Here is a 23491-nt window from a genome sequence, read left to right on the forward strand (position 1 = left end):
TCCTATGGTGGGCGTTTCGGCTCGTCTTGCCACCATTGGACTCCCGTCAATGAGGGGTAGCAACCATTTCACTCCCGTCAACGGCTCGGCAACCATTTGACTCCCGCCGATGGGGCTCGATAGCTACTTCTCTCGACTTCTCGGCATCGGGCTAACCCCGGCCCACAGCGGGGACGAACCGGCCGACCTCGGCGGCGTAGTTGCGGTAGTCGGTGCCGTGTTCTGTGCGGAGGTACGGTTCCTCGACGATTCGTACCTGGAGCTCTATTACTGTGATGAGTAGCAGGAAGCCCGGTACTGCAACGGGATTGGGTGCTATGGCAGTGATGCCTGCGGCGAAGGTGAACATGCCTGTGTAGATCGGGTTGCGTACCATGCCGAAGACGCCGGAGCGCACCAGGGTGGTGTGTTCGGCTTTGTCGACGCCGATCCGCCAGGACTCACCCATCGCGTGCTGTGCGTAGAGGGTGCCGCCGATTCCGGCGAGCGCGATGATCAGTCCCGGCCACTGCACGATCGGCCTGTCCAGCAAGGGAATCGGCGCCACGATGCCGGCCAGTTGCAGGATCGGTGCGGCGAGCTCGACGACGAGCACGACGACCAACCCCACGCCGACCAACCACTCCAGTGAGCCGGGCTGTCCGGAGATGCCGTGGAATCCGGTCGTTCCGGTGCGATGCCACTGCCACCACGTCCGCCAACCGAACGCCGCCGCGGCGAAGATGAGCGACAGAATCAGTGCGCTGACAGCCATCGCACTCCCCTTTCCCTGTGTCGTCGCCCACCATACATAGCGAAGTGCGCATGCGTCTATGCTTGCGTAAGATCTTGCTCCGCAGCGGCTTCCACCTGGGCAAGGCGACTCGCCAGGAACTGGAGCACCTGCTCGTTGCTCGCTCGGCTCAGTGCTTCGCGGTACTGCGTCGCGGACTCCGCGTACCGGCAGGAACGCCGCAGCAGATCGGCACGGGCGGCGGGGACGAGATGGGAGGCGGCCAAGCGCGGATGGTCAGCGACCTCGTCCAACGCGGCGAGCCCCGCGTCGAAACCGTGCAGAAAGCCGACGGCGACGGCGCGATTCACCGCGATCACCGGTGAGCTGGAGTGCATTCGCAGCTCGTCGTAGGCGGAAACGATTGCACCCCAATCTGTTTCCTCCCAAGTCCGCGCCGTGGCGTGGGCAGCTGCGATGCGCGCCTGGATCAGGTACGGTCCGGATCCGTCCGCCGCCGAGATCAAGCAGCGCAGACCGGACTCGATCTCGGCGCGGTTCCATCCGGTGCGGTCCTGGTCTTCGATCGGCACCAATTCGCCGTCCGCACAACGGCGTTGGCCTCGCCGACTGTCGTTGAGCAGCATCAGGGCGAGCAGGGCCCGCGCCTCCGGCTCCTCGGGCAGCAGCGCACAGAGCAGCTTGCCGAGACGAATTGCCTCGTCACACAACTCGTCTCGAATGGCGGTGGACCCCGAGGTGGCGGAATACCCTTCCGTAAACACCAGATACACGCACGCGAGCACCGCGGGCACCCGCTCGGGCAATAGGTGGGCGGGCGGCACCCGCAGCGGGATGCCCGCGGCCCGAATCTTCGCCTTCGCCCGGGTGAGACGTTGCGCCACAGTGTGTTCCGGTTGCAGAAAGGCTCTGGCGATCTCGATGGTCCGCAATCCACACACCAGTCGCAACGTCAAAGCGACCTGCGACTCGATGGACAGCGCGGGATGGCAGCAGGTGAAGATCATCCGCAGTTGATCGTCGGGTACCGGCGTCACCTCGGGCTCCTCGTTCGGCACGGTCAGCAGGACGGCGTCCTGTTCTTTGGCGCCCCTGGCCGATTCACGCCGCAACCGGTCCAAAGCGCGATTACGCGCCGCGGTGGTGATCCAGGCGCCGGGATTCGACGGCAGTCCGCGGTCCGGCCAACTGCGCAGCGCGTCGGCGAACGCCTCGTGCACCGCGTCCTCGGCCAGGCCGATATCGCCGATCAGCCGGGCGACGGTAGCCAGGGCGCGACCGAATTCGGCACGATAGATGCCGTCGATCGCTTCGCCCCGGCCGCCGCGCACGATCAGAAGCCCACGTCGATGATCTGGCGAAGCTCGGTGCGGCCCTTCTCTGCCCGCGGAATCTGGCGCACGATCTCGGTAGCCTGCGCCGCGTTCGCCGCGGTGAACACGTAGAGACCGTCGATCACCTCGGCGCCCTCGATGAACGGACCGTCGGTCAGCATCAGCCCATCGGCGCGCTCGCGGACGATGCGCGCCGTCTCCGGCGGTTGCAGCGCCCCGCCGCCCTTGATCGCCGCGCCGATCCGCTCCGCGAACTGTTGATGCGCAACGGCCATCGCCTGCCACTCGGGCGTATCCGGCGCGAACAGGTCGCCCTGCGGCGACCACAGCAGCGCGGTCCACCAGTCGGCGCCCGGCGTCGAGTGCGGCATCCACATCACCATCGGCCGCACCTCCACCGCACCCTTCGACGCCGCGGGAATCTTCCTGGCCAGCTCGACAGCCTCGTCCATGCTCGGGCAGTCCAGCACATAGAAGCCGGTGACCACCTCGTTGAGTTCGGTGAACGGCCCATCGGTGATCAGCGTTTCGTCACCGTTGCGCCGCACGTTGATCGCGGTGGCCGAGCGATGCAGCGCCGCACCACCCGCGATCGCCGCGCCGGCCTGTTCCTGGAACTGCGCGTATTTCACCACGCCTGCGCCGAACTCCGGGGTACCAGGCGTCATGGCCTGTTCCGTCTCGCCGCTGACAATCGTGGCCAAGTAGTGCATGGTCGCCAACCTTCCTCGAATGGACGGGCCCGATACCCTTCCCTACCCAGACGACGAACACCGCGTGGGTTTCTCTACACCCGCTGTGCACCTTTTCTACTCGTCCAGTACGGGCGGGGCGGCGCGAACGACAAAGGGCCCGGCTGGCTTCGACGGAATCCGTCGAACCCAGCCGGGCCCCGGCGGTCATGCGTCGAGTTCGACAACCCGACGCAGCTCCACATGTCCCTTTTCGCCACACGGAATCCGTGCCGCGATCCCGGTCGCCGCATCCTGATCCGGCGCGACGAACAGATAGAGGCCATCGATGACGTCCGCCGACTCGTCGAACGGCCCATCGGTGAGCGTCAACTGCCCGGACCGCACCCGCACGGTGGTCGCGGTCGTCGGCGGCTGCACCGCGCCGCCGCCGCGGATTGCCGCACCGAACTCCTCGCCGAACCGCTGATGCAGGGCGACCGCGGCATCCCAGTCCGGCGAATCCGGTGCGATCACCGCGCCCGGCGCCTCCCAGAGCAGCGCGAGCCACCAGTCCGGGCCAGGCTCGTCGTGCGGCGCCCACTGGACCATCGGCCGCAGTTCGACCGCGCCGTCTGCCGCGGCGGGGGCACGGCGGGCGAGCTCGATGGCCTCGTCGAGGTCAGCGCAGTCGAACACGAGGAATCCGCCGACCACCTCGGTGTGCTCGACGAACGGTCCGTTGCTCAGCAGCAGCCGACCGCCGGTGTGCCTGATCTCGACCGCGGTGTCCGCCGGATGCAAGGCAACGCCGCCCGCGATCGCGGCGGCGGCCTTCGCCTCGAAGTCCGCATACTTCGCCACCTCGGCCTCGAACTCCGGTGTTCCCGGTTCGGCGTACGGCGCGTCCGTCGGGCCGACCAATGTCGCCAAGTAGTGCATGATCGCCATCCTTCCTTCATCGAAGGGTCTGGTACCCCTCTATTCAGGCGACGAACACCGCACCGCGATCGCTACATCGGCGGAACGACCGCTCAGCCGCCCGCGAACGGCGGCAATACATCGACCCGCGGTGTCAGCGCGGCGTGCGGGTCCCTGGTGAGCTCGTCGCCGACCAGGTACGCGCAGACCGACAGCATCTTGTCGAGGCCGGGACCGTATGAGGCGGACAGGGTGGAGCGCAGGTCAGCGACCGTAGCCCCGGCCGGGAAGTCGAGTGTTTCCCGATCCTTGCCGACCGCATCGGCAATCGCGGCGAAGTAGCGGATCTCAACCACCGATGGCTCCCATCGTGCGTTCCGGCGGGACGAACCCCTCGGCGTCGATGCCGTGACCTGCCCACTTGTTCCACATGGCGCCGCGCCACAGTGTGGCGAGCTCGGCGTCGTCGGCGCCGGACCGCAGCACCTGGCGCAGGTCGTACTCCTGATCGCTGAACAGGCAGGAGCGCAGCATGCCGTCGGCGGTGAGCCGGGTGCGGTCGCAGGTGTCGCAGAACTTGCGGGTCACCGAGGCGATGATGCCGACGGTCGCGGGGCCGCCGTTCACCAGCCACGTCTCGGCCGGCGCCGATGGGTCGGACCGGCCCGCCGCGGTGAGATCGAAGCGCGCGCCGAGCACCTCGAGCAGTTCGGCGGCGGTGACCATATTGGTGCGCGCCCACTCGTGGTCGGCGTCGAGCGGCATCTCCTCGATGAACCGCAGCTCGCACGCCTCGTCCAGGCACCACTGGAGCAGATCCGATGCGCCGGAGAGGGTTTCGCGCATCAGCACGGCATTCACCTTGACCGGGGCCAGGCCTGCGTCGCGGGCGGCACGGATGCCTGCCAGCGCGGAATCGAGCCGGTCGCGGCGGGTAAGCCTGGCGAACGCGGCGCGGTCGACGGTGTCCAGCGAGACGTTCACCCGGTGCAGTCCGGCGGCGGCCAGCGCCTTCGCGCGGTGTGCGAGCCCGACGCCGTTGGTCGTCATCGCCAGCGGCGTGTCCGGCACCTGCTCGTGGCAGCCCGCGATGATCTTTTCGAGATCGCGCCGCATCAACGGCTCACCGCCGGTGAACCGGACCTCCTGCACCCCGAGCTCACGCACCGCGAGACGGACCAGGCGCACGATCTCGTCGACGCTCAGCAACTCGTGCTGCGGTATCGGCGGCAGGCCTTCCTCCGGCATGCAGTAGGTGCAGCGCAGCGAACACTTCTCGGTGATCGAGACGCGAAGATCGCGGGCGACTCGCCCGAATCGGTCGAGCAGCAACGGCGTGTCCGGGCGCCCGTCGAGCGAGGGACGCCCGGAACGCACGGCAGGTATCCCCATTTCGACCAGAGTCACCTGTCCATTATGACCTCCTGCGACTTTTGGTCAGCCGCAGAAGGTACGGAATCGGCCCCGGGGTGCCCGCCCGGATTCTGAGCTTCACACAAGCCCGACGGGCGATGGCTACCGGCGGACGCCCACTAGGCTGGCTGGCATGAACCCTCGGCCCTCCAGCGTTTCGGCCAGGCCCGTCGACGATTACCGCGACAGCATCGAGCAGCTGTTGCGGCCGCTGGCCGCGCGTCCGGTCGAGCATGTCTTGGTGCCGCTCGCAGTGGGGCGCCAGCTGGCCGATGACGTCCGCGCGCCGGTCGACCTGCCGGTGTTCCGCAATTCGGCGATGGACGGGTACGCGGTGCGGGCCAGCTCGGTCGTGGTGGCGCCGGTGACGCTGCCGCTGGCCGGCGTCGTCGCCGCGGGCCAGGCCGGACAGACACCGTTGCCGCCCGGCGCCGCGATGAAGGTGATGACGGGCGCACCGATCCCGCCCGGCGCGGACTGCGTGGTTCCGGTGGAGGACGTGCGCGCGGGCGTGGGCACGATCACCATCGAACGCGGCCGCAGCGCAGGCGAATTCGTCCGCGAGCCGGGCACCGACGTGCACGCGGGCGACCTGCTTGCCCGCGCGGGCACCACGCTCGCGCCCCGGCACATCGCGGCGCTCGCGGCGGTCGGCTTGCCGGACGTCCCGGTGTTCCGTGCGGTGCGGGCCGCGGTGATCACGACCGGCGACGAACTCGTCGCGGCGGGCAGCACGCTGCGCCCCGGCCAGATCTACAACTCGAACGGCATCGCCCTGGCCGCCGCGCTCGCCGCGAACGGGATCAACGTGGTCTCGGTCGCGCACAGCACCGACGACCCCGCCGAGTTTCGCAAGCTGCTTGCGGCCGCGACCGAGTCGGCCGATGTCGTGTTCACCTCGGGCGGGGTGTCCAAGGGCGACTTCGAGGTGGTCAAGGACGTGCTCGCGCCGCTGGGCGGACAGTTCGGCTCGGTCGCCGTGCAACCAGGCGGACCGCAGGGCTTGACCGTCGTCGACGGTGTCCCTGTGCTCAGTTTCCCCGGCAATCCGGTCAGCACGATGGTGTCGTTCGAGGTCTTCGCCCGGCCGATGCTGCGCCGCCTGGCCGGGCTGCCCGCGGTCGAGATCTACGAGTTGCCGCTGCGCAACGAGGTGGCGCGGTCACCACAGGGCAAGCGGCAGTTCTTGCGCGGCAAGCTGATTCGTGCGACCTCCGCCGATCTGCCCGCGTTGCACCGGCATCCGGAGGCGGTGGAGGTGGTGTCCGGGCCCGGTTCGCATCTCGTCGCGAGCATGGCGTGGGCGGACGTGCTGATCGATATCCCCGCCGAGGTCACCTCGCTGCCCGTCGGGGCGGTTGTGCGAGTGTGGGCACTGTGATGCGTGCGGCTGAATTGGCTAGGAGCGGTAGATGAGTGGGTTGTCCCATGTGGACGGCGAGGGCCGGGCCCGCATGGTCGATGTGAGCGCCAAGGCCGACACCACCCGGGTCGCGGTGGCCGCCGGTGAGCTGCGCACCACCGCCGAGGTGGTGGCGCTGGTGCGGGCCGACGACCTGCCGAAGGCCGACGTGCTGTCCACCGCGCGGATCGCGGGCATTGCCGGGGCGAAGAAGACCTCGGAGCTGATCCCGCTGTGCCATCAGCTGGCGCTGTCCTCGGTCAAGGTCGAGTTCGGCTTCACCGACACCGCCATCACCATCGAGGCGACCGCGAAAACCAAGGGGCCGACCGGCGTCGAGATGGAGGCGCTGACCGCCGTCGCGGTGGCCGGGCTGACCTTGCACGACATGGTGAAGGCGGTCGATCCCGCCGCCGAGCTCACCGGGGTGCGGCTGCTCACGAAAGAGGGCGGAAAGCACGGACATTGGCAGCGGCCCGCGCGGGAGCAGGAGCATTCTGCTTCTCCGGCAACGGAATCCGCGGTTGCCGAAGCCGATCAGGCGGCCGACGATGCCCGATCCGCGGTCGTCCTCGTCGCCTCGACCGGCGCGGCCGCGGGCACCCGAGTCGACACCACCGGCCCGGTCCTCACCGAATGGCTTGCCGGTCTCGGCTTTTCGGTGCGTGGCCCGCTGGTCTACCCGGACGCCGAGATCGCTGCCGGGCTGGCCGACGCACTGCGCTTCGCGCCTGCGCTGGTGATCAGCACCGGCGGCACCGGCGCCTCCCCCACCGACGCCACCCCGGAGGCCACCCTCGCCGCGCTCGACCGCGAACTACCCGGCGTCGCCGAGGCGATCCGCCAGCGCGGCACCGCGAAGTTCCCGCTGGCCGCACTGAGCCGCGGCGTAGCCGGGCTGGCGGGCCGGACCGTGGTGGTGAACCTGCCCGGCTCCCCCGGCGGCGTCAAGGACGGCATCGCGGTGCTGGAGCCGCTGCTCGATCATCTGCTCGCGCAAGTAGCCGGAGGCGGCAACCATGACGACAACTGAACCCACCGTCCGGCTCGCCCGCATCAGCGACCAGCCGCTCGACGCCGCCGAGGTCGAGGCCGCGGTGACGGGGTCGCACTACGGCGCGGTCGTGGTGTTCACCGGCAAGGTCCGCGATCACGATGGCGGACAACCGGTTTCGGCACTGGAGTACTCGGCGCACCCGCAAGCCGAACGCTTCCTGCATCAGGTCTGCGCCGAGCTGGCCGACTCCGCTGGCGTGCCCGTCGCCGCCGTGCATCGCGTCGGCGCGCTGACCATCGGCGACTGCGCGATCGTCGTTGCGGTCGCCGCCGCGCACCGGGCGGAGGCCTTCACCGTGTGCGCCGAGTTGGTGGACCGGATCAAGCACGAGGTGCCGATCTGGAAACGTCAGCTCTTCGCCGACGGGCTATCGGAATGGGTCAATGCCTGCGGATAGTTGAGGCGTGACGTAAATCCTATGACGAATCACTACCCCGGCGTAGCGTGACCCGACACGCAGTTCGCCGGAACACGGGAGGACGCGATGGGCACCGATCAAGTTTTGCTGCACCGATTCGTCATCTCTCAGCTCACCGCGGCCGGTCTCGATCGCGAGCGGCTCATCCGCGAGACCGGGCTGCCCGAGTGGACGATGGCCGGTGACGACGTACATCTGCCGAGCCAGACCTTCTCCCGGCTGTGGGAGCTCGGGGAACACGCGCTCGGCGATCCGAACGTGTCGCTGAACGTGGCCCGCCGCTATCAACTGCCCAGCCTCGGCCTCTACGACTACCTGTTCTCCACCGCGCCGACGCTCGGTGCTGGCCTGGCGACCTGCGGACCGTACGTCACCGCGGTCACCACCAACCACCGTTTCGACCTGGTCGCCGAGAACGAGGGGGAAGTGACCCTCTACCTGGACATGATCAAGGGCGAGGGCCGCGGTCGTGACCTCACCCAGCTGTGGGGCCTGGCCGCGGTGCTCAGCCGGGCCAGGCGGGTGGTGCGCGAGCCGGTGGCGCCCTTGCGGGTGTCCCTGCGCCAGCAGGCGCCGACCACCACGGGCGCGTTCGTCGAGGTGTTCGGCACCACGGCGATCGAGTTCGGCGCGCCGGTGGACGCGATGGTCTTCCGCGCCAGCGACATGGAGCTGCCGCTCACCACCAGCGATCCGGTGCTCGCCGCGGTGCTGCGCCCGCTCGCCGAGGCGCTGCCGCCACCGCCGCCACTGTCCTCCGCCTGGCCGTCGCGGGTCGCCGCGGCGCTGGCCGAGGCGCTGGAAACGGGCGACGTCTCGCTCGACCGGGTGGCGCGCAGGCTGGCGACCAGTCCGCGCACGCTGCAGCGCAGGCTGATGGAGGCGGGCACCACGTGGCGGCAGGAATTGGATCGTGCGCGCACGGCGCGCCTCGACAAAGTCACCGCGGGCGGTCCGGTGAGCAGGTCACGCCAGGCCGAACTCCTCGGCTACTCCGATGCGGGCTCGATGCGGCGTGCGGCGCGGCGGTGGTCCGTCACGGCGCACGGACGGCTCTCCGCCCGGCTCGACTGAATGCCCCGCCTGAGGTCAGTCCTTGAGGAATCGCGCCACGATCGCCCAGAACGTGGCGTCCTCGATCGCCCGAAAATCCCAGCCGTTGGCGATCGCGTGTGATTCGGCGACGATGCCTGGCACGTCGAAGTCGTAGCGCGTGGCCGTGCCTTTGGCCTCGAGCACTGCGATCACGTACGCGGTGGCGCTCTCCACATTATCTGACACGGAAAACTCCCATCGGTCGCAGAACGAATTGCTTCCTTCGTGGATCGGTGCGCCGAACAGACACGGCGCCCGGCATGTTCGCTCCGGTGCGCACGTGCCGATAGGGCGGCACCAGGACAGTCTCCTGTCCGCTCGACGCCGCCGCTAGCACCGAACGCGCCATGTCGTAACCGAACGCGCCAATCTCGCCGATCAGCGTCACCGACCGCGCCAAAGGGCCTACTCTGCCGTGCCCCTCAGTGCGGCGTGTAGCGCCAGACTCCGAGGAGCGATGACGGATCGAGCGGTTCGGCGTCGGTGTGCACGGTGTCGTGCAAGCGTTTCCGCGTCACCTCGGCGTCCATGCCCGCGCCGATCAGCACCAGCTGCGTGGTGCGGGATTCGCCGCGCGCCCACTGCTCAGGTTCGAACACCAGGTGACGGCCGACCAGGTGCAGCACGAACTTGCGCCGCTCGTCCGCGACGGCGAACGCGGCAAAGCCCTTCGCGCGGAACAGGCCCGGCGGCGGGTCCTCCAGGAAGCCGATCAACCGGCGCGGGTCGAGTTCCTGGTCGCTGGTGAAGGAGACGCTGAGGTAGTCGTCGTGCAGATGCCGATGCTCGGTGTGGTCGTGATCGTGGTGATCGAGCAGCTCGTCGAAGCTCAATTGTTCAGCGACTCGCGGTGCTTCGCGCAACGGCTCGTCGAAGAGCAGGCCTGGCTCCAGCCTGCCGTGCGTGGTCGCGTAGACCGGGACCTGCCCGATGAGATCCGAAATGTCCTGCCGCAGTTGACTCAACTGCGCGGCGGGCACCCGGTCGGCCTTGTTCACCACCACCAGATCGGCCAGCCGCAGATGCGTGGTCAGCTCGGGGTGGCGCGCGCTGCTCGCCGGGAACTGCTCGGCGTCGACCACCTCGACCAGGCCGCCGTAGCGGATGCGCGGGTTGTCGCTGCCGACCACCATCCGGATCAGGTTGCGTGGCTCGGCGAGGCCGCTCGCCTCGACCACGATCACGTCGATCTTGGCGCGCGGCTGCGCGAGCCTGGTGAACAGATCGTCTAATTCGCTGACATCGACCGCGCAGCAGACGCATCCGTTGCCGAGCGAAACCATCGCGTCGACCTGCCCGGCGACCAGCATCGAGTCGATGTTGATCGCGCCGAAGTCGTTGACGACCACGCCGATCCGAGTGCCGCGGCTGTTGCGCAGCAGATGGTTGAGCAGCGTTGTTTTCCCGGAACCGAGAAACCCCGCGACGATCACAACAGGAATCCGGTCAGCCACGCGGACCACCCTACTTGGCGGGGCAACTCCCCAGGAAAGGCCGAACGCCGCCCGCGAGCGGGCGGCGTTCGGTGGGTCGGTGCCTGCTATTTGGCGGGCGCGAGGAACTTCGCCGCCAGCGTGTAGGCGAGGTTGATCATCTCCATGGTGACCATGTTGTTGTCCATGCCGAGCGCCTTGGCCATGGGCACGAGCATGGTCAGCGCCATGTCGACGATCGGGCGGATGGCCGCCATCTCGGTCTGCGACTCGGGGGACGTCTTTGCGCCCGGCATGCCCGGCGACGCCTGGGTGCCGGGTGTGGCGGGCCACGGCGAGGTCCCCGGCGACGTCTGAGCGCCCGGGGTGGCGGGCCACGGCGCGGTGCCCGGTGATGTCTGAGCACCCGGGGTGGCGGGCCATGGCGCGGTGCCCGGCGAGGTCTCCTGTGTGGCAGACCATGGCGCGGTGCCCGGCGAGGTCTCCTGCGTGCCCGGCCACGGCAACGTGCCGGGCGCGGTCTGCAGCGGGGGTGCCGTCTGCGCCTGCGGCGGGAAACCTGCCTGCGGCGCCAGCCCGGTTTGCGGTGTCAGCCCGGCTTGCGGCGCGAACGCCGGCTCCGGCGCAGGCACGGCCTGCGGCTGCGGGGCCATGCCCGCGGGCGGCTCCGTCGAGGCCGGATGTGGCTGTGGCACAAGCCCGTCCTGCGGCTCGTGCACCGGCTTCGGCGCGGGCTGTGGCTCCGCCGCCGAGCCGGACTGCGGCTCGAGCGGGGCAGGCACCGGCTGCGGTGCGGGACTGGCAGCAGGCTGACCTGCCGCGGCACCCGCGTTCGCCGACTGATCACCGAGCAGATAGCTCGCCAACCCGGTGGTGATGGCGATGGCGTGCTTGAGCTGACCTTCCTGGCCCTCCAGCAGCGCGGCGTCCTCGGCGTTCGCGCCGTTGCCCATCTCGATGAACACATCCGGCACCGCGGTGAGCGCGGGGCCTGCGATGTCGCTGCGCGGCTGCAAGCCGTCCTGGCTCGCATACTTCGCCGGAAGGAATCCGGCCTGCAGGTACGCGTCGCGCACCGCGGTCGAGGCGGCGCGGCCCGCACCCGACTGGACCTTATCGATCGTGGGGTCGGGGATCGGCAGCTCGGGCACGATCAAGTGGAAGCCACGCTGGTCGGCGGGCGCACTGTCGGCGTGGATGCTGACGGCGACGTCCGCGCCGGACTGGTTGGCTGCCTTGGCCCGCTCGTCGATGCAGCCGCCCCAGCCCTGATCGTCCGGGCGGCTGAGCACGACCTTCGCGCCGAGACTCTCCAGCGCGGTCTGCACGAGCTGGGCCACGTTCCAGTTGATGGTGTGCTCAGGGACGCCGTGCACCGTGGTCATGCCGGTGGTCTGGCAGTCCTTCATGCCGCCGCGACCGTCGCTGACCTGCTTGGCCACGTCTTGGCTGTGCCCGGATCCCTGATGGCCCGGATCGAGGAACACGGTCTTGCCGGCGAGCTTGGTCGCCATCTGCGGGAAGGCCGGACCGGCCAGCGCGGTGGCCGGGACCAGCCCGGTCAGCGTCACTGTGACCGCGGCCGTGACGGCGGAACAGAGTCCCGCCTTGACGATGCTTGGCTTCATGTTTCGGTCGGTGCCCCTGGAACAGGACACCCCTCCCTTCCCATTAGTAACACCAAACCCAGTGGTTCACTCTCGCAACGCGAGCACCAGCATAGCAACATCAGTTATTCAACCGTTATCGCAAACGCAGCGTGTTCAAGGGGAATCAGACGTCGCGCGGCAGCCGCGCAGCGAACACAGAGCGTAGTGCACCAACACCCGGATGAGTCGACCGAAACGCCGGAGGGCTGTTCCGCCGGATTTCCACACTGTTCGGCACGCAAACCATTGCTGGTGAGACATCACAAGTGTAGTGTCTCCCGAAAGGCGAGACACCATTGCATGGGTGTCTCACGGATTAGCGGAATGGCGCTACGAAGAGGAGTTCGCAATGACTGTCGCGACAACGCCACTGCTGACACTTCCGGCACTTCCGGACACCAGGGTGGCTAACCAATGCCTCGCGCTTGCGGTACTCGAAGAGTCGCGCGCGATCGCCAATCACAGCATCCGCAGTTATTTGTTCGCGCGTCTGTTCGCCGACCATATCCAGGCGAAACCTGGCGACGACTACGATCAGGAGCTGTTGTTCATCGCGTGCGTTCTGCATGACATCGGACTCGGCCGCTCGGCGAGCACCCAGGTGCGCTTCGAAGTCGAAAGTGCCGAGATGGCCGCGCTTTTCCTCACCGAACGTGCCGTGCCTGCGGCCGACGTGGATGCCGTGTGGCAAGCCATCGCGCTGCACACCTCCCCGCACATCGCCGAGCACCGCAACACCCTGTGCTACCTGACCCGATCCGGGATCAACCTCGACTTCGGCCCACCCTCGGAATTCATCTCCGACGCGCAAGGCGCGGCGATTCACGAAGCCTATCCACGGCATTCCATGGTGACCTCGCTGGTGAACGCCGTGGTCGGGCAGGCCGACGCCTACCCGGACAAGGCGCCGCCGTTCTCGGCGGCCGCGGTTTTGCTGAACGAACGCCAACTCGCGCCCGATCACATGACCTGGATGGAACGCGCAACCACCACGCACGGCCGCTGGGGGAACTGACGGTCGAGGCGCAGGCGCGCTAACGCAAGAGCCTGCCGATGATGACGGCGGCGGCGGAGAGATCGCCCGGTTCGCCGGTGATGTATTCGCGGTAATAGAACGATTCGCCGAGACGCACGACGGCGTAGGCCAAAGTCTCGATGTCGATATCGGCAGGCGCGCCGATCTCCTCGGTAATCCACTCGGCAACGCTGTCGATGATCCGCCGCTGCACCACGCCGTGCTGAGAGGCCAGCACCCGCAATGCGACTTCGGTGTGTTCGGCGAGAAAGGTTCGCATCGAGGAGCGTTCGGCGCTGAGCCGCAGCAGACCGTCCACAGTCTGCGCGATGCCATCCGCACCTTTGCCTCGGTAGCGGGCGCGCAAAGCGACCAGGTCGGCGCTGGCTTGTGACCACACCACTTCACCGAGAATGCGGTCACGATCGACGTAGCGTCGGTACAGCGTTGCGCGACTCACGCCGGCTTCCGTGCTCAACTTGCGCACGTCGATCCACCCGTCCTGGATGAACATCGCCAGCGCTACCGCCAGCACAGGATCGTCGGGTGGGAATGGAGCGGGCGGTTCTTGCCCCTGAAACATCACCGGAGCAGTGTCTCACACGGAAGCGTTCGATACGCGATGCGAAACCTGCGGATATCGTCGCGACGCACCGCGTGACCGCCAAATCCCTACTCGGCAAAGGGGGAATTCAGCACGCCCATCTCGAATCCGACGTCCCGCATCAACGCGGTGCGCCCCTCGGGGACGGCCTCGGCTTCCCGGCGGACCGCTTCGATGACTTTTCGCTTGAAATCGAGGCGAGGGTGCGCGGCAACTACCGCGTCGAACCATGCGCGCCGCATGTCCTGGACCCGCTTTCCGGCCAGATCGACTTCGCATCCCGCCGAGACCGCACCGGCCAGATCGGACAGATCATTTTCGACGCCGAAGGTGATATGCCCACTGATGCCGTTGCGGACCAGCACTACCTTTCCGCGGGACGCTCCCTGGTCGGTGAGGAAGCGTTCGGCATCCTCGGCGCCGCGCACGGCGAAACACCGGCCGGGTACGGGATGCTCGAATTCCATGTCGTGCAGCATCGATGTGATGAAGAACAATTCGTCATCGATGTGCACGTTGTCCGCCTTCGCGAGCGCCTTACCGAAGTAGTAGACCCGGTAGGAATGCTCCAGCACCCACGGACTCAATTCCTCGCGCGCGTGCTGGTCGGCCGCCTTGGCGAGCGCAGTATCCGGAATCTTCATTTCCATCTCGTCCAACTGTGCCGGACCCTGGACACCGAGGACGGATAGCAAATCGCCACTCAGGACGCCAGGCGTCATCGAGGCGGCGACCAGGAGGAGCTTGCCGACCTGCCGCCGATCGAGCTTTCCACCAGTGCTGTTCGCCCAGTCCCAATCGAATCCATCTTGTGCACCCATTGGTCGAACCTCGCTTCGCGTGCCAGTAGAAGGGTTGAGACACTAGATCAATTATGTCTCACCCGAGACATTAGATTGATGGTGTCCCATTGGCAAGGATTAGTGATCCAACAGCTATCGGCGAATTCGCTGCCGATAGCAGCCCATGGCGATTAGTTGGCTATCGATCAAAAGCGCGTCAAGCGCTCTGCGGCAGCTTGCGCAGCGAACGCAGGGCATAGTGCACGCGCGTCTTGACCGTGCCGACCGGAACGCCGATCTCGTCGGCGACCTCTTGATAGGCGCGGTCACGCAGGATCACCTCGACCACAGCCTCGCGCTGCGACTCGGGCAGCCTGGCCAACAGCTCCGCGACCAGCAAGCCATCGATCAACCCGTCGGTGAAATCGGGATGCGCGTAGCGGATGTCGCTGAGCGTCTCGACCTCGTCCCAGCCGGTGTCCCCCGGCCGCGCCGCCCGCGCGCGAGCCATGTCGATGATGACGTTGCGCAGAATCGCCATCAGCCAAGTCCGAACGCTGCCCTTGTTGTCGTCGAAGAACGCACACGAGCGCCACGCCCGCAGCAGCGACTCCTGCACCGCCTGCTCGGCAAGCCCGCTGTCACCGAGGGCGCGCACGGCCCGCCAGTGCAGCAAGGCCCGGTCCGTCGCCAGCACCGCGGCCAGCCCGTCGTCGGTGCACAATCCCGCGCAGTGCGCGCCACACGACACCGACCTCCGTATCGACCGGCCGGACCCGAGCTGAGCACATGTCATACCTCGGATATCGCGGCACACCGGACGGATGACAACATCGTGCGCGATTTAGTCATGCACTGAAACAAGAAAAGTGGAATACGGCACATTCACGCGAGGTGTCTGGTAGATCTTGGCCCCGGAGATTCGGGGATCTCCCAGGTCAGCCGCTCCGCGGCGGTGAAAGCACGATTCGAGGAGAACATCGCGATGCGCGCAAGCACGCTCCTGATCGCGGGTGCCATGTCATCCGCGATGACCCTGCTCGGCGCCGGGACCGCGGCGGCCCAGCCCGCGACCACGATGCCGGGCGACGGCGTCTACCTGGTCGGCGTCGATATCGTCCCCGGCATCTGGGAATCGGCGGGCCCGGTCGATCCGGCGCACAACTGCGATTGGAGCAGGCTGTGGAAGCTGGAGGGGGACAACACCAACATGAGCAACATCATCGGCAACAACCTCACCAAGCTCGGTCCGATCCGCGCGGAAATCGAACCGACCGATCTGGCCTTCAAGTCCGTCAACTGCGGCGCATGGCGCCTGCTGCCGCCGAAGCCACCCACCGGATCCGCAGGCCGCTGACCCCGTCGCCTGGTTAAGGTCAGGCACATGACGAGGACCAAGATTCTGATCACCGGCGCGAGCGCTGGGCTCGGTGCCGCGATGGCGCGCGACTTCGCGAGCAAGGGCCGCGATGTCGCGTTGTGCGCGCGGCGGCTGCCCGCGCTCGAGGCGCTGCGTGCGGAGTTGGTCGCGGCCCATCCCGGGATCACGGTCGCGGTTCGCGCGCTCGACGTCGACGACCATCCCGCGGTGCCGAGGGTGTTCGACGAGCTGCGCGACGAACTCGGCGGGCTGGACCGGGTGATCGTCAACGCGGGCCTCGGCAAGGGCGCGGTGCTCGGCAGCGGCCGGGCCGACGCCAATATCGCCACGGCCACCACCAACTTCGTCAGCGCCCTCGCCCAGGCCGAGGCGGCGTTGGAGATTTTCCGCGCACAGAACTCGGGGCACCTGGTTCTGGTGTCCTCGATGAGCGCGGTGCGTGGACTGCCGGGCAAGAAGGCCGCCTACTCGGCGAGCAAGGCGGGCCTGGCCGCGCTCGGCGAGGCGCTCGCGATCGAGCTGGCGAAGTCGCCGATCGCGGTCACCACGCTGCTGCCGGGGTTCATCGCCACCGACATGGCAGCCAAGGCGGGCGACGCGCGGATGGTGGCGCCACTGGACAAGGGCGTCGCCGCGATGGTCGGCGCGATCGAGAAGGAACAGCGACGGGCCTGCGTGCCGGGGTGGCCGTGGCGGCTGATCGATGCGGTGCTGCCGTTGCTGCCCGGCGCTGTCGTCGCGCGCCTCGGCTGATGCCGCAGGCGCCTGCATTTCTCGATTTATTGTGCGCTGGGCCACATTATTGAATGCTGAGAGTTAACCAAATGTCCGAATTTATGATTCTTTAACATGAATCACTTCTAATTGACGTTTCCTTAGCAGGTTCTGTTACCTCCCCGAAACAAAGTCCTACGACCCTTTGCGGAGGTTCGTATTTATGGGCCGTGCCGGCTCAGCCCCCCGCCGGGGGCGAGGGTGCTCCTGCTGAGGAAAGTGTTTGAAATACATGAAGGTCAAGAAGTTCGCCGCCACGTCTGCACTGGTCATCGCGGCCGTCGGGATCACAAGCGGTACCGCGTACGCGGAGCCCGCCGCCTCGGCGCCCGCACCGGGATCGACCGTGCAAACCGACGTGCTGCCCGGTATTCACTACACCGCAAATGTAGTCGACAAATCGGTGGTGCTGCGAACCGATGCCGGATCGCTGACAACCCAGGGCACGCAATTCCAGGTTCTCGACAATCAAGGTCACCTGGTTGCCGGAATGCCGTTGACCTACCTCAAGGACGGCATGGAATGGCCGATCGCCGCCCAGATCGACGGTAATACCGCCACCTTCACGCCGAGCACCGACGCGGCGGATGCCCGTCCGGCGACCATGCTGAAGCCGGTCGACGCCAAGGAGATCGGCGGCGTCGACTTCAACACCGCGCTCAGCACCGCGGCCACCCAGTTCGGCCTGGCCACGGCGATCGGCACCCTGGTCGGCACCATCGTCGGCGGCGCGCTCGGCTGCGTGGCCGGCGCGATCATCGGTGCGCCGCTGGTGGTCCCGACGTTCTTCGCGGGCCCGATCGGTCTGTGCATCGCAGGCGCGGGCGTCGGCATCGCCCTCGGCGCCGCGGCGGGCATGATCCTGCTCGGCGTCCCGGTCGGCATCGCCAGCGCGATCCAGTTCTTCAGCTCCGTCTACGGGTAACTCGCCCGTGGGGGTGAAATAGACCCCGCTACCACCGCCGATGCCCGGCAGGTGACGTCCGACGTCACCTGCCGGGCATCGGCGTTTCTCCGACCAGCCTGCACAGCGCCCGAGCCGACCGCCGCAGCGCGGCGGTGACCGGCATCATTGCGCGGCGCACATCGACGAGGTACTCTCGGCGACGTCTTCTCCTTGTGGATGTAGGTAGCTCCTCCCACGAGAATTCCGAGATCCCCACCGAACCGGTCTCGAGAACCGTTCCGGAATACCCGGTGGATCCCACTCAGCGGCGCGCCCTCGGTCGCCGTCTTCCCGGCCGTTCGCCGATCCAACGAAACCCGCTCTCCGCAGGTCCACGAAACTCACTCACTGAAAGAAATCCCATGAACAACAACACAATCCACGAAACCGACGGTCGAACCGACCAACCGGCGACCCGCACGGTCACCGGCATCCTCGACCTCACCGGCAACCGCGGCACCCTGCGCGTCGACGGTTACCTCCCCGGTCCGAGCGACCTCGCCGTCCCGCAGCGCCTCGTTCGCGAGCTCCGCCTGCGCCGCGGCGACTTCCTCACCGGCACAACACGATCCGTGCCCGCTGACCCGGCGGGCAAGAACGACAAACTCGCCACGCTGCTGTCCGTCGGCACCGTCAACGGGCAGCATCCCGACAAGCTCGCACACCGGCCGGTCTTCGCCGATCTGGTGCCGATCTACCCCAACGAGCGGCTGCGGCTGGAAACCGAACAGCACGCGATGATCACCCGGGTCACCGACCTGGTGATGCCGATCGGCAAGGGCCAGCGCGCGCTGATCGTCGCGCCGCCGAAGGCAGGCAAAACCTCTGTGCTGCAAGCGATCGCGCACGGCATCGCGAAGAACAACCCGGAATGCGAGCTGATGCTTGTGCTCGTCGGCGAACGCCCCGAGGAGGTCACCGACCTGACCAGGGCGGTGCCCGCCGACGTCGCCGCGGCCACCTTCGACCTGCCCGCCCGCGACCACATCGCGGTCGCCGAGCTCGCCATCGAACACGCCAAGCGCCTGGTCGAGATGGGCCGCGACGTCGTGGTGCTGCTCGATTCGCTGACCAGGCTCGCCCGCGCCTACAACCTCGCGAGCCCGGCCTCCGGCCGCGTGCTGTCCGGTGGTGTCGAGGCCACCGCCCTCGCCCCGCCCAAGCGCTTCCTCGGCGCCGCCCGCAATATCGAGGGCGGCGGCTCGCTCACCATCGTCGCCACCGCGCTGGTCGAGACCGGCTCGCTGGCCGACACGGTGATCTTCGAGGAGTACAAGGGCACCGGCAACGCCGAGCTCAAGCTGGATCGCGCCACCGCGAGCCGTCGGGTGTTCCCCGCGGTCGACATCGCCAAGTCGAGCACCCGCAAGGACGAGCTGCTGCTCGCGCCCGACGAACTGGCCGCGACCCACACGCTGCGCAAGACCCTGGCCGCCCTCGACGACCAGCAGGCCATCGACCTGCTGCTCGAGGGCCTGCGCAAGACCGAGACGAACGCCGAATTCCTCGCGCCGATGCGCGCCGGGCGCCGCTGAGCGGCTTTTCGCCCTCGATACGGTCCCGGCGAAAATCCGCCGGAGGCGCCGCCCGCCGCTTGCTGAACTGGCGGCGTGACCACAATTCTCGCGCCCGCTCCCCCCGCGCCACCCCGCGGCACGCTGACCGGCTGGCTCGCCGTTGCCGCCGTGACGACCGCGATCTTCGCCGTCGTCACCACCGAGATCCTGCCGATCGGGCTGCTCACCGTGATCGGCGCCGACTTCACCGTCTCCGACGGCACGGCGGGGCTGATGATGACCATGCCTGGCCTGATCGCCGCTGTGGCCGCGCCGGTGGTGACCGTCGCCACCGGGCGCATGGACCGGCGAGCCATGTTGTGCCTGTTCATGTTTCTGCTCGTGCTCGCCAATGTGATGGTGGCCGCCGCGCCCGTCTATGCGGTGGTGCTGGTGTCCAGGGTGCTGGTCGGCGTTACCATCGGCGGCTTCTGGTCGATCGCGGCAGGGCTTGCTGAACGACTCGTGCCCGTGCCCTCGGTGGCTCGGGCCAACGCGGTGATCTTCTCCTCGGTGCCGCTCGGCTCCGTGCTCGGCGTGCCCGCAGGCACCCTGCTCGGCGAGATCGCGGGCTGGCGAACCACATTCGTGGTAATGGCGGTGCTCGCCGCGGTGGTGCTCGGCATGCTTGCCGCGTTCCTGCCGCCGCTACCCGTGCGTCAGGTCACCCGGGTGTCCTTGCTGCGCGGGCTACTTCGCGGGGTGCACACCCGATTCGCGGTGCTGGCAACCTTTCTCGTCGTCCTCGCGCATTTCGGCGCCTATACGTACGTCACGCCGTTCCTCGAGCAGGTGACCCACCTCGGGCCTGGCAAGATCACCCTGCTGCTCCTGATCTACGGCGCCGCAGGCATACTCGGCAATTTCCTCGGCGGCGCCGCCGTCGTGCGGCGGCCGCACACCACCCTCGGCTGCGCCGCGACCATGGTGGTGGCGGCGACGCTGCTGCTGCCGGTGCTCGGCCGGTGCGAGCCGGGCGCGCTGGTGCTGCTCGTGGTGTGGGGCATCGGGTACGGCGCCGTCCCGGTGGCCACCCAAGCCTGGTTCGTCAGGGCGGCGCCGGACGCGCCCGAGGCGGCCTCGGTCCTGTTCACCGCCGCGTTTCAGGCGACGTTGTCGCTCGGCGCGCTGGCGGGCGGGGTTGTGGTCGATCGGAGTTCGCCGACAACGGTGCTGTTCCTCGGCGGTCTCACCGCAGTGCTCGTGCTCGTCGCGGTGTCGTTTCATGCCCGCAGGCACGCCTGGCCGGAACGGTGACTATTACCTGACGGGTAATCGACTCGACACCGCGTGGTGGGCATGATCGCAGTCATGAGCGAACGAAGTGAGCGAACAATGGGCACAGCCGAGCAATCGCTCGTGACGGAGCCGAGCGCCAGCGAGGCGCAGTCATGAGCGAACGAAGTGAGCGAACAATGGGCACAGCCGAGCAATCGCTCGTGACGGAGCCGAGCGCCAGCGAGGCGCAGTCATGAGCGATGACGTAGGCACCAAGCTTTTCCACCAGTCCATGCCCTTCACTGAGCGGCTCGGTGTCGAGGTGCTCGAGCACGGGCCCGCGTCGGTGCGCAGCTGCATCGCATGGGACGAATCCCTGTGCACGCTCGGCGGTGTCGTGCACGGCGGCGTGCTGATGTCGCTGGCGGACGCGAACGGGGCCGTGTGCGCGTACCTCAATCTGCCTGAGGGCAAGCAGGGCACCACCACGGTCGAGTCCAAGACGAACTTCGTGCGCGCGGTCCGGGCGGGCTATGCCACCGCCACGTCGACGCCGCTGCACGCGGGCCGCTCGTTCATCGTGGTGGAGACCGAGATTCGCGACGACGCGGGCAAGCTCGTCGCCAAGGTGACCCAAACCCAGGCGGTGCTGTAGTTCGCCAGCGCCGCAAGCGTCCGTCACCCGGGTGACGGACGCTCTTCTGTCACAAGATCTTTCGTTCTGCGAACGGATCGTGATCGCTCCCGGTACGCTACCGACCAGTATTCAGGTAATGGGTTGATCGGCAGAGGATGTGAGGGACGGCCGCCGCGGCAGCGGCAGGCGGAGCAGGTAGTTGTCGGCAGCTACCGAACGCGGCATCGTTGCCATGGGGGCAGGGCGTATCGGTTCACCCGCTGTGACGGACCACGGTTCGTCACCTACCTCGTTGTCATGTGTCACAGCGAGGGTGGGTGAAGAGCGAATTATGGAATGCGCCAAAGCATCTCGAGTAACCAGTGTGGATGTTACACTTTGTCACAAAGAGATTCAGTGACGACATTTCGGCTTCCGACATGCGCCCCACCGGGTGCTACTCCTCTTCGTAGCCTGCGAACGCGGCTCCACTCTTCCCGTAACGTCCGCTGTTGGTACGGCAAGGACCGGAGATGACTGTGCGTGACGAACGACATCTCGATAGATCGATCGAGCAATCCGACAGCGAATCTCGCTCGACCGTCAGCAGACATCGCCTGCACGCCTGGCGTGAATTTTCCGCCGCCGTTCTCGACACCACCACACACTTCCCGATATACCGGACGAGGCACGGTCAGCGCGTGATCGTCCATCCAACGCGAATCCTTTCTCGGGGTACAGGATTGGCGACCGTCATGCACCGGACTGGCAGCATCGGCACCAGTCGCACGACCGTCGCGGGCAGCGCTGCCCTGGCTCAGCCCCAGTGCCGCCCATTCCAGGAAAGCACCGCCGAGAAACTACGCGTGGCCGCCTGATCCGCGACCTGCCGAACGGAAGCGATGAGCGAAAGCACCACCGGGGGGATCACCGAACTAACCGCGCCGCAGCCGGCATCAGCAGATGCCATGGCCATTGCACTGCGCGACCGGCTGATCGACGCGACCGTCCAGGTCGTGTCGACCGAGGGCCTGCACGCACTGACGGTGCGCCGTGTGTCCAGCATGTGCGGGGTGTCGACGATGGCCGTCTACTCGAACTTCGGCGGCATGCCCGGTCTCATCCGCGCGGCGGGCTCGGCGGGTTTCGCCCTGCTCGCCGCGCGGATGGACGAATTCGGGCCGACCGCAGAACCGATCACCGACCTGCTCGTGCTCGGGTTGGTGTTCCGCGCCGAAGCGCAGCGCAGACCCGAGCTGTTCCAGTTGATGTTCGGCACCGGATCCCAGCGCATCGACATGAAAATCAATCGCGGCAATGTGCTTGCCGCCGAGAACAACTCGGAGTTCGAGCACTATCAGGAGACCTTCGACCACGTGGTGGACGCGGTGCAAAGGGCACAGGCGGCGGCGCTGATCGACACACCGGATGTCCGCTCGGCCGCCGCCCAGCTCTGGATGGGCCTGTTCGGCTTCGTCCAGCTGGAGATGGCCGGGCACCTCGGTGACGACGGCCTCTTCGAGGTGCTGGTGCCCGCGATCGTCAACCTGCTCGTCGGCATGGGGGCCACGCTCGACGACATCGGCGTCGCGGTGATCCAGGCGATGGAGCGGTACACCGCCGACGAGGACGAGGAGCTCGCGGCCGAGGACGCCGACCGCGAGCAGGCCGACTAGAACGGCAGCCGGGAACGCACCCGCTGAGCCCGCGCCATCGCGCGCTCGGCGGTGCTACCGCGCGGCGGCATCAACCCGAGCTGCAACAGCATCTCCTGCAGATCCCAGGTCGCCTGGCTGCGCCAGATGAGACCGCCCTTGAACTGCCAGATGTCGATCACCAGCAGGTCGATCTTCTTGCCGGTGGCCGCGAATCCGGGCGGGTCGATCAGGCCGAGGTGGGTGCCGGTCATCCGCCACGGCACCACCGCGGCCTTGGCCTCCGCGGCGAGCAGTGGCGGAAAAGGGTTGGTGTAGGCCACATCCGGGAAAGACCGCACGGTATCGGAGACGAACTCCTCGACGCCGGACCGCCCGACCGCTTGTTTCCCGAGCGACGGGTCGTACCAGATGGTGTCCTCGGCAGCACATTTCGCGACGGCGGCGCCGTCGCCGGTGTTCCACCCCGCGATATATCGTTCGGTGAACTCGGCGAGCCACGCCGCGCTCTCGATCACTTCGGCTTCCGGCTCGATACGGAACTGCCCGGTGCTGTACGGATCCACGACCAACGCCTTTCGCCGGAAACATTCGCCACGTGATTCTAGCCGCGAAAATCGTTGAGGGTCGAACCATCTCGACAATAACCGTGTCAGCGATCCGGTATAACAATGTCATTCGACGTGAATAACACTGTGATGGCGGACGAATAACGCTGTGATGCCACCCGCGCGCAATCCAATAACCCTGTAATAACAGCAGAATAATGCCGTCATGCAGCACAGATACCAAACCAATAGGTGGCTGCGACAAGGGAT

General features: G+C 67.4%; 25 protein-coding genes and 1 pseudogene. 13 read left to right on the plus strand and 13 right to left on the minus strand.

Annotated features, from left to right (window positions below; genetic code table 11):
• Nucleotides 1-151: 151 nt before the first annotated feature.
• From ACGFNJ_RS05700 to moaA, 6 genes are all read right to left on the minus strand, one after another.
• Nucleotides 152-754 carry a methyltransferase family protein gene (locus ACGFNJ_RS05700; RefSeq protein WP_393443801.1) on the minus strand — a complete coding sequence of 201 codons (603 nt, stop codon included), beginning with the start codon at nt 752-754 and terminating at the stop codon, nt 152-154.
• 56 nt (nt 755-810) lie between these two features.
• Nucleotides 811-2064 (minus strand): RNA polymerase sigma factor, encoded by a 1254-nt coding sequence (locus ACGFNJ_RS05705; RefSeq protein ID WP_393443803.1) that lies wholly within the window; start codon nt 2062-2064, stop codon nt 811-813.
• A gap of 2 nt (nt 2065-2066) precedes the next feature.
• Nucleotides 2067-2780: a YciI family protein gene (locus ACGFNJ_RS05710; protein WP_393443806.1), complete on the minus strand. Its 714-nt coding sequence runs from the start codon at nt 2778-2780 to the stop codon at nt 2067-2069.
• A gap of 186 nt (nt 2781-2966) precedes the next feature.
• Nucleotides 2967-3680, minus strand: a complete 714-nt coding sequence (locus ACGFNJ_RS05715; protein WP_393443808.1) for a YciI family protein — start codon at nt 3678-3680, stop codon at nt 2967-2969.
• A gap of 92 nt (nt 3681-3772) precedes the next feature.
• On the minus strand, nt 3773-4015 hold the full coding sequence (locus ACGFNJ_RS05720) for a MoaD/ThiS family protein (protein ID WP_393443811.1): 243 nt from the start codon (nt 4013-4015) through the stop codon (nt 3773-3775).
• Nucleotides 4008-5066 (minus strand): GTP 3',8-cyclase MoaA, encoded by a 1059-nt coding sequence (gene moaA, locus ACGFNJ_RS05725; RefSeq protein WP_393443813.1) that lies wholly within the window; start codon nt 5064-5066, stop codon nt 4008-4010. The genes ACGFNJ_RS05720 and moaA overlap by 8 nt, the downstream gene beginning before the upstream one ends.
• Nucleotides 5067-5205: 139 nt before the next feature.
• Between moaA and glp the strand changes: the two genes are divergently transcribed.
• From glp to ACGFNJ_RS05745, 4 genes are all read left to right on the plus strand, one after another.
• Nucleotides 5206-6453 carry a gephyrin-like molybdotransferase Glp gene (glp, locus tag ACGFNJ_RS05730; RefSeq protein WP_393443816.1) on the plus strand — a complete coding sequence of 416 codons (1248 nt, stop codon included), beginning with the start codon at nt 5206-5208 and terminating at the stop codon, nt 6451-6453.
• A 31-nt stretch (nt 6454-6484) separates the two neighbouring features.
• On the plus strand, nt 6485-7507 hold the full coding sequence (gene moaCB / locus ACGFNJ_RS05735) for a bifunctional molybdenum cofactor biosynthesis protein MoaC/MoaB (RefSeq protein WP_393443818.1): 1023 nt from the start codon (nt 6485-6487) through the stop codon (nt 7505-7507).
• On the plus strand, nt 7494-7928 hold the full coding sequence (locus tag ACGFNJ_RS05740; RefSeq protein WP_393443820.1) for a molybdenum cofactor biosynthesis protein MoaE: 435 nt from the start codon (nt 7494-7496) through the stop codon (nt 7926-7928). Before moaCB ends, ACGFNJ_RS05740 begins: the two co-directional genes overlap by 14 nt.
• Nucleotides 7929-8015: 87 nt before the next feature.
• Nucleotides 8016-9023 (plus strand): AraC family transcriptional regulator ligand-binding domain-containing protein, encoded by a 1008-nt coding sequence (locus ACGFNJ_RS05745; protein WP_393443823.1) that lies wholly within the window; start codon nt 8016-8018, stop codon nt 9021-9023.
• A gap of 15 nt (nt 9024-9038) precedes the next feature.
• On the opposite strand, the gene ACGFNJ_RS05750 is transcribed toward ACGFNJ_RS05745, so the two are convergent.
• The 3 genes from ACGFNJ_RS05750 to ACGFNJ_RS05760 form a co-directional block, all read right to left on the minus strand.
• A complete protein-coding gene (locus ACGFNJ_RS05750) occupies nt 9039-9230 on the minus strand; it encodes a hypothetical protein (protein WP_393443825.1) in 192 nt (63 codons plus the stop codon).
• Nucleotides 9231-9466: 236 nt separating this feature from the next.
• Nucleotides 9467-10498: a CobW family GTP-binding protein gene (locus ACGFNJ_RS05755; protein WP_393443827.1), complete on the minus strand. Its 1032-nt coding sequence runs from the start codon at nt 10496-10498 to the stop codon at nt 9467-9469.
• Nucleotides 10499-10584: 86 nt separating this feature from the next.
• Entirely contained in the window at nt 10585-12105 is a 1521-nt protein-coding gene (locus ACGFNJ_RS05760; protein WP_393443830.1) for an N-acetylmuramoyl-L-alanine amidase, read from the minus strand.
• 370 nt (nt 12106-12475) lie between these two features.
• Here ACGFNJ_RS05760 and ACGFNJ_RS05765 point away from each other — a divergent pair, with 370 nt between their 5' ends.
• Complete coding sequence (locus tag ACGFNJ_RS05765; RefSeq protein ID WP_393443833.1) at nt 12476-13141, plus strand: HD domain-containing protein; 666 nt, start codon at nt 12476-12478, stop codon at nt 13139-13141.
• Between the two features lie 19 nt (nt 13142-13160).
• On the opposite strand, the gene ACGFNJ_RS05770 is transcribed toward ACGFNJ_RS05765, so the two are convergent.
• The 3 genes from ACGFNJ_RS05770 to ACGFNJ_RS05780 all read right to left on the minus strand — a co-directional run bounded on the left by ACGFNJ_RS05770 (nt 13161) and on the right by ACGFNJ_RS05780 (nt 15278).
• Entirely contained in the window at nt 13161-13724 is a 564-nt protein-coding gene (locus ACGFNJ_RS05770; protein WP_393445869.1) for a QsdR family transcriptional regulator, read from the minus strand.
• 89 nt (nt 13725-13813) lie between these two features.
• A complete protein-coding gene (locus ACGFNJ_RS05775) occupies nt 13814-14566 on the minus strand; it encodes a phosphohydrolase (RefSeq protein ID WP_393443835.1) in 753 nt (250 codons plus the stop codon).
• 178 nt (nt 14567-14744) lie between these two features.
• Nucleotides 14745-15278, minus strand: a complete 534-nt coding sequence (locus tag ACGFNJ_RS05780) for a sigma-70 family RNA polymerase sigma factor (RefSeq protein ID WP_393443837.1) — start codon at nt 15276-15278, stop codon at nt 14745-14747.
• Nucleotides 15279-15512: 234 nt separating this feature from the next.
• Here ACGFNJ_RS05780 and ACGFNJ_RS05785 point away from each other — a divergent pair, with 234 nt between their 5' ends.
• The 8 genes and pseudogenes from ACGFNJ_RS05785 to ACGFNJ_RS05820 all read left to right on the plus strand — a co-directional run bounded on the left by ACGFNJ_RS05785 (nt 15513) and on the right by ACGFNJ_RS05820 (nt 22694).
• Nucleotides 15513-15884, plus strand: a complete 372-nt coding sequence (locus tag ACGFNJ_RS05785; RefSeq protein WP_393443839.1) for a hypothetical protein — start codon at nt 15513-15515, stop codon at nt 15882-15884.
• A 27-nt stretch (nt 15885-15911) separates the two neighbouring features.
• Nucleotides 15912-16661: an SDR family oxidoreductase gene (locus ACGFNJ_RS05790; RefSeq protein WP_393443842.1), complete on the plus strand. Its 750-nt coding sequence runs from the start codon at nt 15912-15914 to the stop codon at nt 16659-16661.
• Between the two features lie 244 nt (nt 16662-16905).
• Nucleotides 16906-17607, plus strand: coding sequence for a hypothetical protein (locus tag ACGFNJ_RS05795; protein WP_393443845.1), 702 nt, complete (start codon nt 16906-16908; stop codon nt 17605-17607).
• A gap of 392 nt (nt 17608-17999) precedes the next feature.
• Nucleotides 18000-19163: pseudogene (locus ACGFNJ_RS05800) on the plus strand (transcription termination factor Rho, short form); the annotation flags it as partial.
• Between the two features lie 75 nt (nt 19164-19238).
• A complete protein-coding gene (locus ACGFNJ_RS05805) occupies nt 19239-20441 on the plus strand; it encodes an MFS transporter (protein ID WP_393443847.1) in 1203 nt (400 codons plus the stop codon).
• A 214-nt stretch (nt 20442-20655) separates the two neighbouring features.
• Nucleotides 20656-21057 (plus strand): PaaI family thioesterase, encoded by a 402-nt coding sequence (locus ACGFNJ_RS05810; protein ID WP_393443849.1) that lies wholly within the window; start codon nt 20656-20658, stop codon nt 21055-21057.
• Between the two features lie 494 nt (nt 21058-21551).
• Nucleotides 21552-21896 (plus strand): hypothetical protein, encoded by a 345-nt coding sequence (locus tag ACGFNJ_RS05815; RefSeq protein WP_393443852.1) that lies wholly within the window; start codon nt 21552-21554, stop codon nt 21894-21896.
• 90 nt (nt 21897-21986) lie between these two features.
• Complete coding sequence (locus ACGFNJ_RS05820; protein WP_393443855.1) at nt 21987-22694, plus strand: TetR/AcrR family transcriptional regulator; 708 nt, start codon at nt 21987-21989, stop codon at nt 22692-22694.
• On the opposite strand, the gene ACGFNJ_RS05825 is transcribed toward ACGFNJ_RS05820, so the two are convergent.
• Entirely contained in the window at nt 22691-23239 is a 549-nt protein-coding gene (locus tag ACGFNJ_RS05825) for an ester cyclase (RefSeq protein WP_393443857.1), read from the minus strand. The two genes, ACGFNJ_RS05820 and ACGFNJ_RS05825, sit on opposite strands and share 4 nt — an antisense overlap.
• Nucleotides 23240-23491: the final 252 nt, after the last annotated feature.

The sequence above is a fragment of the Nocardia sp. NPDC049149 genome (assembly GCF_043197455.1).
Classification (GTDB): domain Bacteria; phylum Actinomycetota; class Actinomycetes; order Mycobacteriales; family Mycobacteriaceae; genus Nocardia.

Bases quoted from the DNA above. Each gene is read 5' to 3' on its own strand.
- ACGFNJ_RS05815 (WP_393443852.1), top strand. From the start codon at position 21,552: ATGACTGTGCGTGACGAACGACATCTCGATAGATCGATCGAGCAATCC.
- ACGFNJ_RS05785 (WP_393443839.1), top strand. From the start codon at position 15,513: ATGCGCGCAAGCACGCTCCTGATCGCGGGTGCCATGTCATCCGCGATG.
- ACGFNJ_RS05715 (WP_393443808.1), bottom strand. From the start codon at position 3,680: ATGCACTACTTGGCGACATTGGTCGGCCCGACGGACGCGCCGTACGCC.
- ACGFNJ_RS05820 (WP_393443855.1), top strand. From the start codon at position 21,987: ATGGCCATTGCACTGCGCGACCGGCTGATCGACGCGACCGTCCAGGTC.
- moaCB (WP_393443818.1), top strand. From the start codon at position 6,485: ATGAGTGGGTTGTCCCATGTGGACGGCGAGGGCCGGGCCCGCATGGTC.
- ACGFNJ_RS05775 (WP_393443835.1), bottom strand. From the start codon at position 14,566: ATGGGTGCACAAGATGGATTCGATTGGGACTGGGCGAACAGCACTGGT.
- ACGFNJ_RS05740 (WP_393443820.1), top strand. From the start codon at position 7,494: ATGACGACAACTGAACCCACCGTCCGGCTCGCCCGCATCAGCGACCAG.
- glp (WP_393443816.1), top strand. From the start codon at position 5,206: ATGAACCCTCGGCCCTCCAGCGTTTCGGCCAGGCCCGTCGACGATTAC.
- ACGFNJ_RS05745 (WP_393443823.1), top strand. From the start codon at position 8,016: ATGGGCACCGATCAAGTTTTGCTGCACCGATTCGTCATCTCTCAGCTC.
- ACGFNJ_RS05710 (WP_393443806.1), bottom strand. From the start codon at position 2,780: ATGCACTACTTGGCCACGATTGTCAGCGGCGAGACGGAACAGGCCATG.
- ACGFNJ_RS05790 (WP_393443842.1), top strand. From the start codon at position 15,912: ATGACGAGGACCAAGATTCTGATCACCGGCGCGAGCGCTGGGCTCGGT.
- ACGFNJ_RS05760 (WP_393443830.1), bottom strand. From the start codon at position 12,105: ATGAAGCCAAGCATCGTCAAGGCGGGACTCTGTTCCGCCGTCACGGCC.
- ACGFNJ_RS05700 (WP_393443801.1), bottom strand. From the start codon at position 754: ATGGCTGTCAGCGCACTGATTCTGTCGCTCATCTTCGCCGCGGCGGCG.
- ACGFNJ_RS05770 (WP_393445869.1), bottom strand. From the start codon at position 13,724: ATGTTTCAGGGGCAAGAACCGCCCGCTCCATTCCCACCCGACGATCCT.
- ACGFNJ_RS05810 (WP_393443849.1), top strand. From the start codon at position 20,656: ATGAGCGATGACGTAGGCACCAAGCTTTTCCACCAGTCCATGCCCTTC.
- ACGFNJ_RS05765 (WP_393443833.1), top strand. From the start codon at position 12,476: ATGACTGTCGCGACAACGCCACTGCTGACACTTCCGGCACTTCCGGAC.